Source organism: Streptomyces aureus (assembly GCF_001418135.1).
GTDB classification, from domain to species: Bacteria; Actinomycetota; Actinomycetes; order Streptomycetales; family Streptomycetaceae; genus Streptomyces; species Streptomyces aureus_A.
Map to the genome: position 1 here is coordinate 1 of NZ_LIPQ01000114.1, position 12,617 is coordinate 12,617.

At 71.4% G+C, this 12,617-nt stretch carries 15 protein-coding genes and 3 pseudogenes; 9 read left to right on the forward strand and 9 right to left on the reverse strand.

Translation table 11 applies throughout. The annotated features are described in order from the left end of the window. Together AOK00_RS12025 and AOK00_RS41580 are read left to right on the forward strand one after the other, a co-directional pair. A pseudogene (locus AOK00_RS12025) lies at positions 1–460 on the forward strand (transposase family protein); the annotation flags it as partial. Positions 461–574: 114 nt separating this feature from the next. Then, positions 575–1,337, forward strand: a pseudogene (locus AOK00_RS41580) (IS5 family transposase); the annotation flags it as partial. A 147-nt stretch (positions 1,338–1,484) separates the two neighbouring features. Here the strand turns inward: AOK00_RS41580 and AOK00_RS40215 are convergent. Beyond that, positions 1,485–1,654, reverse strand: a pseudogene (locus AOK00_RS40215) (replication initiation protein); the annotation flags it as partial. Between the two features lie 714 nt (positions 1,655–2,368). Here AOK00_RS40215 and AOK00_RS12040 point away from each other — a divergent pair. The 3 genes from AOK00_RS12040 (at position 2,369) to AOK00_RS12050 (ending at position 3,922) form a co-directional block, all read left to right on the forward strand. Further along, positions 2,369–2,563, forward strand: a complete 195-nt coding sequence (locus AOK00_RS12040; RefSeq protein ID WP_055600309.1) for a hypothetical protein — start codon at positions 2,369–2,371, stop codon at positions 2,561–2,563. A gap of 377 nt (positions 2,564–2,940) precedes the next feature. Next, positions 2,941–3,303: a hypothetical protein gene (locus AOK00_RS12045; protein WP_055600310.1), complete on the forward strand. Its 363-nt coding sequence runs from the start codon at positions 2,941–2,943 to the stop codon at positions 3,301–3,303. 58 nt (positions 3,304–3,361) lie between these two features. After that, positions 3,362–3,922, forward strand: a complete 561-nt coding sequence (locus AOK00_RS12050) for a flavoprotein (protein ID WP_055600311.1) — start codon at positions 3,362–3,364, stop codon at positions 3,920–3,922. Positions 3,923–4,187: 265 nt separating this feature from the next. On the opposite strand, the gene AOK00_RS12055 is transcribed toward AOK00_RS12050, so the two are convergent. Then, a complete protein-coding gene (locus AOK00_RS12055) occupies positions 4,188–4,388 on the reverse strand; it encodes a hypothetical protein (protein WP_055600312.1) in 201 nt (66 codons plus the stop codon). Positions 4,389–4,531: 143 nt separating this feature from the next. Between AOK00_RS12055 and AOK00_RS12060 the strand changes: the two genes are divergently transcribed. Then, positions 4,532–5,068 (forward strand): DUF4231 domain-containing protein, encoded by a 537-nt coding sequence (locus AOK00_RS12060; protein WP_254047337.1) that lies wholly within the window; start codon positions 4,532–4,534, stop codon positions 5,066–5,068. Positions 5,069–5,153: 85 nt separating this feature from the next. Here AOK00_RS12060 and AOK00_RS12065 read toward each other — a convergent pair whose 3' ends face one another. Next, positions 5,154–5,603, reverse strand: a complete 450-nt coding sequence (locus tag AOK00_RS12065; RefSeq protein WP_055600313.1) for a lamin tail domain-containing protein — start codon at positions 5,601–5,603, stop codon at positions 5,154–5,156. A 126-nt stretch (positions 5,604–5,729) separates the two neighbouring features. Here AOK00_RS12065 and AOK00_RS12070 point away from each other — a divergent pair, with 126 nt between their 5' ends. After that, positions 5,730–6,557, forward strand: coding sequence for an MBL fold metallo-hydrolase (locus tag AOK00_RS12070; protein WP_055600314.1), 828 nt, complete (start codon positions 5,730–5,732; stop codon positions 6,555–6,557). Here AOK00_RS12070 and AOK00_RS12075 read toward each other — a convergent pair. Further along, the gene (locus AOK00_RS12075; RefSeq protein WP_055600315.1) at positions 6,499–7,257 is read right to left on the reverse strand and encodes a GntR family transcriptional regulator; all 759 of its coding nucleotides are present in this window, start codon (positions 7,255–7,257) and stop codon (positions 6,499–6,501) included. The two genes, AOK00_RS12070 and AOK00_RS12075, sit on opposite strands and share 59 nt — an antisense overlap. Before the next feature lie 187 nt (positions 7,258–7,444). Here AOK00_RS12075 and AOK00_RS12080 point away from each other — a divergent pair, with 187 nt between their 5' ends. Continuing rightward, positions 7,445–7,690 (forward strand): hypothetical protein, encoded by a 246-nt coding sequence (locus AOK00_RS12080; RefSeq protein ID WP_055600316.1) that lies wholly within the window; start codon positions 7,445–7,447, stop codon positions 7,688–7,690. A 154-nt stretch (positions 7,691–7,844) separates the two neighbouring features. Continuing rightward, entirely contained in the window at positions 7,845–8,123 is a 279-nt protein-coding gene (locus AOK00_RS12085; protein ID WP_055600317.1) for a DUF2277 domain-containing protein, read from the forward strand. Here AOK00_RS12085 and AOK00_RS12090 read toward each other — a convergent pair. The 5 genes from AOK00_RS12090 to AOK00_RS12110 all read right to left on the reverse strand — a co-directional run. Further along, positions 8,083–8,712: a DedA family protein gene (locus AOK00_RS12090; protein WP_437441409.1), complete on the reverse strand. Its 630-nt coding sequence runs from the start codon at positions 8,710–8,712 to the stop codon at positions 8,083–8,085. The genes AOK00_RS12085 and AOK00_RS12090 overlap by 41 nt on opposite strands. A 283-nt stretch (positions 8,713–8,995) precedes the next feature. Then, positions 8,996–9,556 (reverse strand): DoxX family protein, encoded by a 561-nt coding sequence (locus AOK00_RS12095; RefSeq protein WP_079041953.1) that lies wholly within the window; start codon positions 9,554–9,556, stop codon positions 8,996–8,998. Positions 9,557–9,741: 185 nt separating this feature from the next. Next, positions 9,742–10,392 (reverse strand): HNH endonuclease family protein, encoded by a 651-nt coding sequence (locus AOK00_RS12100; protein WP_055600318.1) that lies wholly within the window; start codon positions 10,390–10,392, stop codon positions 9,742–9,744. A gap of 376 nt (positions 10,393–10,768) precedes the next feature. Next, positions 10,769–11,437, reverse strand: a complete 669-nt coding sequence (locus AOK00_RS12105) for an HAD-IA family hydrolase (protein ID WP_055600319.1) — start codon at positions 11,435–11,437, stop codon at positions 10,769–10,771. Positions 11,438–11,589: 152 nt separating this feature from the next. Beyond that, on the reverse strand, positions 11,590–12,617 hold a 1,028-nt coding region (locus tag AOK00_RS12110; RefSeq protein WP_254047338.1), incomplete at its 5' end, for a peptidoglycan-binding domain-containing protein.

Below are 12,617 nucleotides of genomic sequence, written 5' to 3' on the forward strand. Positions count from 1 at the left end.
CTGTGGATCGTGGACGGAACCTTGATCCCGGTCCCGCGACCGCACCGTGGGAGCCTCCTCCCGAAACTACCGGTTCTCGGCGAACGTGCAGGTCATCATCGACGCGGACAGCCGTCTGGTCATCGCCTCGGCCCGGCCGGCGCCGGGGAACAAGGCCGATGCCCACGTGTGGCGGGAGTCGGGCCTGCCGGCCGCGGCGGCCGGGACGACGGTGATCGCGGACGGCGCCTACCTCGGCACCGGCCTGATCGTCCCGCACCGCAAGAGAGCCGGTCGGCCCCTCCTGCGCGGCCAGGAGGAAGACAACGCCGAACACCGACGCGTCCGTGCCCGCGTCGAGCACACGTTCGCCCGGATGAAGAACTGGAAGATCCTGCGCGACTGCCGCCAGAAAGGAGACGGCCTTCACCACGCGGTCCAGGCCGTCGCCACCATGCACAACCTCGCCATGACACGGTGAAACAGCAGTTCAGGCGCCACTTCAGCCTGCCGAAGCCCGACCTTCTGCAACACCCTTTAGGCCGTGTTTTGAAAGTCGGCTCGGTGCCTCGTCCCGCATCGTGATGATCTCGGTGTGGGACGAGGGGATCTTTCTGACGGGCAGTGGGTGGTGCTGGAGCCGTTGCTGCCGGTCGCGGCGTTAGGGCGGCCGGCGCTTGGTCGGCGGAGGCTGATCGACGGGATCCGCTGGCGGGTGCGGACGGGTGCTCCGTGGCGGGATCTGCCGCCCGAGTACGGGCCGTGGCAGACGGTCTACGGACTCTTCCGGCTCTGGCAACGCGCCGGCACTTGGCACCTGTTGCTGACCAGGCTGCAGGCCCGGGGGGACGCGGCCGGGCTGATCACGCGGGAGGTCAACGCCGACTCCACGATCTGCCGGGCCCATCAGCATGCCGCGGCGCCCCCGTGACGGACAGGCCCAGAAAGAGCCGCCGGGTGGCGTCCATGTCGAACCCGACGACCACGGCCTGGGACGGTCCAGGGGAGGCTTCACCGCCAAGCTCCATCTGGCCTGCGAGCAAGGCCAACGGCCGCTGTCCCTGCTGGTCACCGCAGGTCAGCGCGGTGACAGCCCTCAGTTCGCCGCAGTCCTGGAAGGCATCCGGGTCCCCCGCACCGGACCCGGCCGTCCCCGTGTCCGCCCGCTGCGAGTACGAGGCGACAAGGCGTACTCCTCCCGAGCCAACCGGGCCTACCTGCGAAAGCGCGGAATCCGCTGCACGATCCCGGAGCCTGCCGACCAGGCCGCCAACCGCAAACGGCGCGGGAAGGCCGGCGGGCGGCCTCCGGCCTTCGACCGCGAGGACTACAAGGCCCGGCGCGCAGTCGAGTGCGGGGGTGCAGGTGGGAGCGCCAAAGCGGCGAACCGGCCGATGGTGATGGAGATCAGTCGGCGCGACCGAATCAGGTCGTAACCGTGGAACGTCCGAGCTTGAGCCGCGCCATGACCTCGGGCACGGTCAGCAGCTCAGCGCCGGCGGTGGTCATGTTGCGGCTCCTTCCAGAGCGAGTTGGTCTCGTAGGGCCTCGCGGGCGGTCTCGCGGTTGAGCTGGATGTCCCGGCGATGGAGGCGGCGAGTGCGGCCTCGCCCGCGGAGTGGCCCTGGCCGGCGTAGGACCATGAGGTGAGGACGAGGACGGTGTCGGAGTCTTGCTTGACTGTGCTCAGCCTCGCAACCGTTGTGCTCCCGTGTAGCTTGGGTTGTGCATCAGGTTGTAGTTCGACTCCAAGTGCAGCTTGCCTTTGCAGCTCGCACCACGGGTCGCTTGAGGGCAGCTCCGTTGTATGGCCCAGCCTGGTTGCCTCCAGGCTGGGCCAGCACCCACGGAGCAGTAGGTGAGCCTGGCCGCGCACCATGCGGCCAGGCTTACCGCCCTACTTGCTCCGTGAGGGCAACGACCGCCACCAGAAGGCTGAGCGCCGACAAGATCACTTGCCAACGATCGGGGTCCGGCCACTTCCTGCTGGCCTTCTTGAACGATCGATCCCTCATCGCTGCCCCTCTTTTCTCTGGGTGCCCCGACATCGGGGGCTCCGGCCGACCTGGCAGCCAGCCGGGACGTTACGGAGGAAGAGGAGCAGCGCGTAGAGCGTAGCGCGCCAACTCGGCGTCATGCGGGGCCTCTTGCGGGCCCTGGGGTTCGACAACAAATATCGCCGTACTTGCGCGCGTACTTGTTTTGGAAAATCTTCTTCTCCGGGAGTCGTTTTTGACCCCCGGTCTCCAGAGAGGCCGTCAGGCGGGCGCTCAGCGATTGAATGAGTGCAGTCAAAGCGTTGAACTCGCCATCACGACTCCCGTCTCGCCGCACCAAGTGTGACGACCATCACATTGGATGGGGGTGCATTACCGGGCGAGGGGGAGTCGTGGAGTCGCTCGGTTTCGTCATCGGTGGTCTGGTCTGGGGTGCGCCGATTGCTGCCCTCGTGGTGCTGGTGGTGGTGTCCGTCGCGGTCGGCCGATGGTGGCGGAAGGTCATCGGGGACCTGGAGGACGGGGAGTTGGACGCGGGCGAGCGGGGTGCGCCCGGGTGGTCGGTCGGCACGGCGGAAGAAGTCTGAGCGTCATCCGCAGGTCCTGCGCCGTCGGCGTACTGCTGTCCGTCGCGGTTGCGCCCTCCCCTCTGCGGCGAGCGCTGGAAGCATTCCAGCGTCCTCCGGAAGAAGCGTTAGGGGCCATCAAGCGGGGGCCGGTTGACATCCGGAACTGGTATCGGCGGCGACGGATGGCGGTGGTCGTTCGCGAGCTGCCGTGGCAGTGATGGCGGTGGCGCCCCCAGCTCGATTGACACCAGGACTTGAACACGTTCAAGATGATGTCCGCTGCCTCCTTCGGCAGCCGCTTCCGGGCGTGTGCGAGACGCGAGAGGCAGGGCCGTATGGCTGCCGGCCGGCATCAACGGATACGACGTGCACGGGGCGCCGCGTGGGGAGCGGCGGTGACGTTCCTGTTGGCCGCCTGTTCCGGCTACTACCCGGTCGAGGTCGACAGCGCCGATCAGCTGACGGGCGTGTGGTCGGACTGGAGCGGGGTGACGGTCGAGTTCGAGGACGACGGCACGTTCACGGCCAAGGGCTTCGACAAGGAGGACGTCGTCGGCTGGGGCTGCTCCGGGTTCGCCGCAACGCAGCGCGGGACGTGGACCCCCTCCGGATCGTACGGCGAGGTCACCTTCGACGGCGTGGACTGCGAGGACATGCAACTGGCCTTCTACGGCTCCCCGAGTTCCTTCGTCGCCTGCTTCACCCGGGACGTGACCTCCGGGGGGTGCACGCACGAGTTCAGCCGGGACAGCGGCTGATCCGGGTCCCCCCGACTCCGCCCCGGGCGGGAGCGGTTGTGTGTGATCGGATGGGTGCATGCGCACTCGGACCTTGTACCTGTTCAGCTCCGCGGCCCTGCCCGTCTTCGACATCGCCCACGTCATCGAGGACGCACAGGCCGACGGCTGGGACGTCTGTCTCGGCCTCACCCCCACCGCTGCGCGCTGGCTCGGTGACTCCCTCGACGGCCTCGCGGCGCTCACGGGCCATCCCGTCCGCTGGGACTACGAGCTGCCCGGCCAGCCCGACGTGTGGCCGCCGGCGGACGCCGTCCTCCTGGCGCCGGCCACGTTCAACACGATCAATCAGTGGGCGCTCGGGATCACGGAGAAGTTCATCGTCGGCGTCGTGGCCGAGGGCATCGGGAAGCGGATTCCCATCGTGACGATGCCGTGTGTGAACGCGGCCTACGTGCAGCACCCCGCCTTCGAGCGGTCGGTGGAGACGCTCCGCGGGGCCGGCGTCACCGTCCTCTACGGGGAGGGCGGGTTCGTGCCGCAGCAGCCCGGCGCCCCGGTGGCCTACCCGTGGGGTGCGGCGCTCGCCGCCGTCAGTGCCGGGTCGTACGATCCCGCCCGCGGCGATCGAAACGAGTGACGAGCCGGAAGGTCGGCTCGAAGACTCGAAGCCTCGGATACCCGGAGACCCGGAGACCCGGAGACCCGGAGACCCGGAGACCCGGAGAGCCGGAGACCTGGAGCCTCGAAGACCCGGAGCCTCGGACACCCGGAGACCCAGAGACCCGGAGACCCGGACACCCGGACACCCGAAGACCCTGAGGCCCGCCAGGCGGAGCGACACCCCTCGCCAGTCGGGTGAGGGGCCTCTTCGCGTCGCGGGTCCTCTTCGGGGCCCGGCCGGGTCAGGACTTGATCACTTCCACCTTCTTTTCGCCCGCGCCGGCCTCCACCTTCACCGTGCCCGTTTCGCGGTCGCCGGCCGTGGCGGCGTCGGTGGTCGTGTGGGCCGCCAGGGCGGCCACCGCGGCGGCGGCCAGGACGGCGAGGGCCATGACGGCCTTGGTGGCGGTCGTCTGGTGGGCGAGGTGGGACTGCGGCTTCACGGGGCCCCTGAAGTGTCCGTGGGTGAAGGTGAGTCGGCGGTCGGCCGACGGCGCGTCGACGGTGGCGGAACCTACCGTGTGGGGGCTGCGGGGGAACGGGTGAAGAGTTGACGCGGACCTGGCAGGGCCGGTCTACTCGCCGCATGGCTGAGGTGGGGGACGCGCCCGGAACCGGGGTGCAGGGCGGCGAGATGACGCCGCAGCGGTACATCGAGACGAGGCTCTCGCAGTACCAGGGCTGGTACGACGCCAAGGCGACCCGGATGAAGGCGATGCATCTGCGGATGCGGACCGTCTCCGTCGTCGGTGGCGCGCTCGTGCCCGTGTTCGTGAATCTGGATCTGGCCTTCGCGCGCGTCACCGCCACCGTGCTGAGCGTCGTGGTCGTCGCCGCCGTGTCGCTGGAGAGCGTCTACCGGTACCGCGAGCAGTGGAAGAACTACCGGTCCACCGAACAGCTCCTCGGGCACGAGCGGGTCTACTTCGAGGCCAAGGTCGGGCCGTACCACAACCTGCCGAAGCGGGACGCGTTCTCGATGCTCGTCGCCCGGGTCGAGAAGGCCATCGCCAACGAGAACTCCGCGACCCTGAACGTCATGACCCTCGGCGGGCAGGTCAACTCCGACGTCCAGCGGCACGGGGTTCCGGCCGCCCGCGAGCCCGAGGCGGAGGAGAGATAGACGGATGCGCGGACGGCCCCGGGGAGAGTCCGGGGGCCGTCCTCGTGCGGGCGGCCACGCCGTGGCGATCAGCCCCCGTGGCGGGTCAGCACCACTTGTAGTCGACCCGCGTCGAGTTGTACGAGCACGTGTCGATCCGCGCGCCGTTCGACTTCTTCAGCGTCGCGGTGTCGCGGTCGTTGTTCCAGACGTACGCGCCGCGGTTCTGGTAGACGTTCGCGGCCGAGTTCGTGCCGCGGCCCGTGCGGACCGTCACGATCTTGCCCTTGCCGAGGACGAAGTTGCCGAACGTGTACTTGTGGTTCGCCGCGTCCGTCAGCGTCCAGCCGCGCAGGTTGACCGCCGCGCCGGTCGTGTTGCGTATCTGCACGTACTCGGCGTTGAGGCTCGTGTTCGAGCGGAGGTCCGAGCCCGGGCTGTCGTAGTAGATCTTGTACAGGTGGACCGACCCGGCGGCCTGTGCCTGCGTGGGCAGCAGCAGGACGCCGGAGGCGGCGGCCGCGGTCACGGCCGCGAACGTGCGTGCGCGAAGCATGAATGTCCCTCAGTTTCTGCCGGGGGCCCGCCGATGGGTCCCGGCGCGCACACAGAATACGCACGCTCTTCACCTCGTCCCCACAACTTCCCGTGAGTCGGCGAGGGGGTCAACTAACCTTGGCTCATGTTCGACAGGTCCCTGCGGGTCACCGTGCTCGGCTCCGCCACCCCCTTCCCCCGGCCGGGCAACGCCTGTTCCGGCTATCTCGTCGAGGGCGGCGGGGTGCGCGTCTGGGTCGACGCCGGCACCGGCACCCTCGCCGAGCTCCAGCGGCACGTGGCCCTCGGAGACGTCGACGCGGTGTGGGTCTCCCATCTGCACGCCGATCACTCCGCCGACCTGCTCACCTTCTACTACGCCCTGCTCTACGCGGGGCTCGGGACGGCCCTTCCCGTGCCCCTCTTCGGGCCCGTCGGGATCGCCGACCGGCTCGCCGGGTTCCTCACCAACGGTCCCGCGCGCAGCCCCGTCGAAACGGCCTTCGACGTGCAGGAGTTGTACGACGGACAGGTCGCCCGCGTCGGGGGGCTCACCCTGACCTCCCGCGCCGTCGAGCACGGACTTCCCGCCTTCGCGCTGCGCGTGGAGGACGAGGACGGGCGCTCGCTCGTCTACTCAGGGGACTGCGAGCCCTGCCCCTCGCTCGTCGAACTGGCCCGCGACTGCGACCTGTTCGTGTGCGAGGCGGACGGGGAGACCCCCGGACACCACTCCGCCGTCCAGGCCGGCAGGACCGCGGCCGAGGCCGGTGCCGGGCGGCTCGTCCTGACCCATGTGGGGTCGGCGCTGGCCCCCGGGGAAGCCGTCGCGCTGGCCGCCGGGGCGTACGAGGGCGACATCGTCCACGCCGATCCCGGCCTCCGGTTCGACGTCACGCGTCAGGGTCGTACCGTCACGCGTCGAAGTCGTACTCCAGGACGTACGACGACGAGTCCAGCGTCATCTCGTTGAGCTCCACCGCCATCCCCGGCCCCGTGAACGCCGTACGCCCGATGAGGACCACCGGCGTCCCCCACTCCAGGGCCAGCCGGTCCGACTCGTCAGCCGTCGGCATCCGGCAGCGGATCTCCTCTCGGAACCGCACCGGTCGGTGGCCCAGTTCCGTCAGCCGGGCATAGGTGCCGCCCGGCCCCGTGTCCGGCTCGGCGATCGGCGTCCCGCGCACCAACTCAGCCGACAGGTACGAGACCGACAGCAGCACCGGCTTGGCGTCGAGGACGAAACGGCGGCTGCGTACGCACACGGGCGCGCCCGGCGTCAGGTTCAGCGCTCCCGCGACCCGCGCCCCCGCCTCCGTCTCGCCCACCTCGATCTGGTCGACGACCAGGTCCCGGTCCTCCACGTCCGCCGACCAGACCGAGCGCCCGTTGCCCCACTGTTCGCCGGACAGGCGCGGGATGCCCCGGCGGCGCAGCGGACGGAAGGCCCGGACGAAGACCCCGGCGCCCTTGCGGGCCTCGGCGAGACCCTCGGTGCGCAGCACGGAGAGGGCCTGGCGGGCCGTCATCCGGGCCACGGCGTAGGTCGTCATGAGGTCGTTCTCACCGGGGAGCCGGTCACCCGGCGCGAACGCGCCCGACTGGATCGCGGTTCTCAACTCGTCGGCGATGCGCTGGTACTTGGGCCGACGAGCGCTGTCCTGGTCAGTCACGGGTGGACCACTCCCTTCATCTGCGGACACCCTACGGCGCACCCCGAGGCCGGGACGCACACGTGTGTGCCGCCCCGCCCGGCCGATCCATCCATCGGGGGACATCTCTAGAGATACGTTGACAGGGAGGGGGAGGAGGGCTTCTCTGGTTCTCCCCAGGCTTCAGGAATCGGGACGGAGGGGATGCGTGCAGCCACTGCCTGAGGTCGGTGACCTCGTCCGTGACACCGCCACCGGGCGGGTCGGCTTCTACGTCGGGAATGTCTCCGGGAATGTCCCCGGCGGCGTCTCCGGGCGCTGTCTGATCCGGCCCGTCCACGGCGGTGCCGAGTGGGAGGCCGAGCCCGCCGACGTACAGCCGGCCACGCCGCTGCGTGAGCTGCGCGCCCGAGCCGCCGAGATCAACGCGCGCAGCCGGCGGGGGCTGTCCTGAGGCCGACGGTCGCCTGAGCCGGCGGGGGCTGTCCTGAGGCCGGCGGGGTTCTCGGAGGTCGGCGGGGGCTGTCCTGAGGCCGGCGGGCCCCTCCCGCCGCTGCCCGGTGGCTCCGTTCCCGGCGGTTGTCAGTGGGGCGCGCCACACTGGAGGCATGTGCCGCAGCATCAAGACGCTCCGACCGCCCGCGCTGCCCGAAGAGGCGACCGAGGACGACATCCGCGCCGCCGCCCTGCAGTACGTCCGCAAGGTCTCCGGGTTCCGCGCCCCCGCCGCCCACAACCGCGAGGTCTTCGAGCGGGCCGTGGACGAGATCGCCGACGCGACCGCGAGACTCCTCGACGGCCTGGAGGTACGCGGTGCGCGTCACGCGCACCCGGCGCAGCCCGCCGTCAGGAGGCAGGCGCGGGAGCCCCAGCCGGACGCCGTATGAGGTAGGCGGCGAGCCCGCCCGCCAGGAAGAGCGCGAGGGTCGACACTCCCGCGCTGAACCACGTCGCGCCCAGCCACTGCCCGCCCAGCCAGCCGAGCCCCACGCTGTACGAGGCCCAGGTCACGCCCGCCAGGGCCGACCACGGCAGGAACTCCTCCACGCGCCGCTTCGCCGCGCCCGCGCCCAGCGAGACCACCGAGCGGCCCGCTGGCGCGAAACGCGCGAGGACGACGAGCAGCCCGCCGCCCCTGGCCAGCGCGGTGCCGAGACGTTCCTGCGCCATGGACAGACGCCGGGACCGGGCGATCGTCCGGTCGAGCCTGGCGCCACCCCGTAGCGCCAGCCGGTACGCCAGGAAGTCGCCGAGCACCGAGGCCGTGGCCGCGCACAGCAGCAGGGGGAGGAGGGACGGTACGTCGGGCGTGGCCGCGGTGGCCGACGCCGCCGCCGTGGCTGCGGTGATCACCAGGAAGCCGCTCGGCAGCACGGGCAGGAAGACGTCGAGCAGGATCGACGTCGCCACCACCGGGTAGATCCATGGCCCGGCGGTGAGCGACCGCAGCGAGCCAAGGCTGTCGAGCAGATTCACAGGGGCAGAGCCTACGCGGGGGCGGGGTGCCGACCGCCGGGTGGGTGCCGGGCTTCGGCGGATCCGCGCGAACGTGTGCGACTTTGCGGGAATGTGCCCGGGGCGAGGGGCCGGTTCCGGGTGAGGGGGACAGGGGAAAGGGCCGGAACGCGTGCTGCGTGGTCCGGCCCTTTCCTGTATGTGACCCCCGGTGCGTGGCTCCGGTACGTGGCTCCTGTGGAGCGACCGGGGCGGCTCGGGGCCCGCGCGCCGGGGCGGCTCGGGCCGCCCTCGGCGTCATGGCTCAGGCCGTGACCGGCGTGGCCTGCTCCTCGTGCTCCTCGCTCGTCCTGCGCGCCGTGGCGCCCGCGCCCACCCGGCCGCGGAAGAGGCCGTCGAGAGCCAGCGCGCCCGGGCCGGTGAACACGAGCAGCACGAAGGCCCAGCAGAACAGGGCCGCGGTCTCGCCGCCGTTCTGCAGCGGGAAGAGGGACTCCGGCTGGTGGACCTTGAAGTACGCGTACGCCATCGAGCCCGCGGCCAGGAACGCGGCGCTCCGGGTGCCCAGGCCGAACAGGACCAGTCCGCCCGCGCCGAGCTGGATGACGGCGGCGTACCAGCCCGGCCAGGTGCCGGCCGGGATTGTCCCGCCGCCCATCGCGCCGCCGAGGACGCCGAAGAGCGAGGCGGCGCCGTGGCAGGCGAAGAGCAGGCCGACGACGATGCGGAAGAGGCCCAGCGCGTACGGCTGTGACTGGTCGAGGCGGCCGGCGAGGGTGCTCAGGCCTCCGGGGCTCTTCGCATTCTGCTGGTTGCTCGGGTTGCTCGGGTTGCTCGGGTTGCTCGGGTTGTTCGGGGTGTTCATGGGGGGACTCCTTCGGCCTGGCCCCGTCCGTGGGGTGGACGGGGAGTGGGGACGGAAACCGATGAGGCCGTCAGGTTAGGCACCCCTCACTAGTACTTGCAAGTTCAACATCAGGCCACCGGGAAGTGTGTGGTGAGGTTCACTTCCCGGTGGCTGCTGTTGACGCTGAGTCAACAGCGGGGTCCTCAGCAGCCGTTGAGCACGGACTGGAGGGCGCTCTTCTCGGCGGAGTCGACGCTGAGGTTCCAGTGGTACTTCACGTGCACCCAGGCGCGGACGTACGTGCAGCGGTAGGCGGTCCGCGAGGGCAGCCACTCCGCCGGGTCCTGGTCGCCCTTCGACTGGTTGACGTTGTCCGTCACGGCTATCAGCTGCGGCCGGGTCAGGTCGTTCGCGAAGGACTGCCGCTGTGAGGTGGTCCACGCGTTGGCGCCCGAGCGCCAGGCCTCGGCGAGCGGGACCATGTGGTCGATGTCGAGGTCGGAGGCGACGGTCCAGGTGGCGCCGTCGTACTGCGAGTACCAGCTGCCGCTGGTCGCGGCACAGCTGGAGTCCGTGACGACGTTCACGCCGTCGCGCTTGAGGACGGTCTCGCGGGTGTTGCAGGCGCCGGACTGGGTGATCCAGTGGGGGAAGAGGTCCCGGCTGTAGCCGGAGGAGGAACCTTCCGTCTTCACGGTGAGGGCGGCCAGGTAGGTGCGGGCGGTGGCGGCGCTGACCGGGGTGGGCATGGCGGCCTGGGCGGCCGGGGCCGTGGCGAGGAGACCGGTGACGGTGAGGGTGGCGGAGGTGGCGAGCACGGCGAGTCGACGCGCGTAGACGGTGCCGACGGGCATGGGAACTCCCTTGAGGTGGGGGGACCTTGGCGGGTGCGGTCCCCGTGGGTGCCGGGCGATGGCCCGGTCATCGTGGCGGCGCGAGGTTTCGGTGGGGGGTGCGCCAGGTAACAGAGTGACGACATGGACACGTCACATCAAGGGGTGTGACACGTCCTGATGGAGCGCCAGGTTCCGCCGGGCGTCACGGGGATGGGGCGGGAGCGGCGTCGGCGGGCACGCGTGCGGGCGTACGGCGAGACCCCGGGCCCTTTCGGCGCGGGGTCTCGTGGTCTCGTCCCGTGGTGGATCTCTGAGGGGGTGTCGGTGCTGGGGGTGCTGGTGCCGCTGCGCTGCGGGGGTCTGGAGAAGTGTGGCCCCCGAGGCGCTCGGCGCCCTACGGGAGCACGGTCAGCGTGATCGAGCCGTCGGCCGCGGGCTCGACCCGCAGGTGGGTGAGGTCGGCGATGTGCACGTCCGGCGCGAAGGCCGCTGCGCGCGGGCCGACGCCCACGATCCGCATGCCGGCCGCGCGGCCCGCCTGGATGCCGGCCTCCGAGTCCTCGAAGACGACGCAGTCCGCCGGGTCGAAGCCCAGCTCGGCCGCACCCTTCAGGAAACCCTCCGGGTCCGGCTTGCTCGCGCCGACGCACTCGGCGGTGACCCGGGTCTCCGGCATCGGGAGCGCGGCGGCGCCCATCCGTGCCTGCGCGAGGGTCTCGTCCGCCGAGGTCACCAGGGCGTGCGGCAGCTGCGCGAGCGCGGCCATGAAGGCGGGGGCGCCGGGGACGGGTACGACCCCGTCGAGGTCGGCGGTCTCCTCGGCGAGCATGACGCGGTTGTCGGCGTGGTTCTCGGTCATCGGGCGGTCCGGGAGGAGGACGGCCATGGTCGCGTACCCCTGGCGGCCGTGGACCACCTTGAGCACGGCGTCGCCGTCGAGGCCCTGTCGCTCCGCCCAGCGTCGCCAGCAGCGCTCGACGACGGCGTCCGAGTTGACGAGGGTGCCGTCCATGTCGAGGAGGAGGGCGCGGGCGGTGAGCGTTGCCGGGGTGGTGGCAGGCATCAGGTCTCCAGAGGGGTGGTGCGGAGAACGAAGCGGTCCCGCCCACCGGTCAGGGAGTGCGGGCGGGGCCACTTTGTTTTCCCACGATACAAAACCGGGGGTGTCTTGGCCAACCGGTCCGCATGCCGGGACCCGGGGCGGGCTCGCGGGAGTCAGATGTGCGGGGTGTACCGCTCCAGGACCTCGCGGGTGTTCGGCCCGTACACGCCCTCCGGATCGCCCTGGATGTACATGTACGACTGGTAGACCGCCACCGCCTCCCACACGTCGTCGTCGTACCTGCCGTTGACGCGGCCGTGGTAGACCCCGACGTCGATGAGGCGCCGCTGCAGCTCCCGTACCTCGGGGCCGCTGGAGCCGTAGTCCAGGGTCTCCTCCCGGCCCTCCTCCCCGGGCGACAGGCCGGGCGGCGTCGTGCCCGGCGGAGTCGTCGTCGGGGTGACGGGCGGCGCCGACGAGGGAGAGGCCGGCGGGGGCGCCCCCGCGCCGCTCGTGGTCACGGAGGTGCTCGGCGACGCGGTCGTGGGGGCGGGCGAGGACGACGTGGGCGACGGGGACGCCGACGCGGACGTCTCGCGCGCCGTCGGGGACGAGGACGTCGGCTCCGGGCTCCGCGACGAAGCGGAGGGGGACGGCGCCTCCGACACGCCGAGGTTCAGCGACGCGCTCGTGGTCACGTCCGGTACGGCCGCCCGGTCGTCGGGCTCGTCCCCGCCGCCGAGGACGGCGGCCGCCAGGGCCGCGGTGCCCGCCACGGCGACGGCGGCCACCGCCGCGACCAGCGCGCCGCGCCGGCGCCCACGTTCCCGCCCGTGCTCATGGCCGGGCGGCGGGGGTACGTCGCCGATTCCGCGCAGCAGCAGCGGCATGGTCTCGGAGGGGTCGCCCCCGGGGTGCGGCTCGGCCGGAAAGGCCGCGGTGCTGCCGTACGGCTCGTACGCACCGGCACCGTACGGGTCGGTGCCGTACGAGCCGGGGCCCCCCGACCCCGCGCCCGCCGACCCCGCGCCCCCCGAGGGTGCCGCCGTGCCCGCCACGGCCCCCTGTCCTGCCGTCGACCCGGTCTCCGTGCCGCCCTCCGGCGCGTCCAGCGTCACGTACGGCCTGATCCGGAGCGGATCGAAGTCCTCGGCCGCCGCCAGTTCGGCCTGGGCGCAGGCGCAGCCAGGTCTTTGTACAC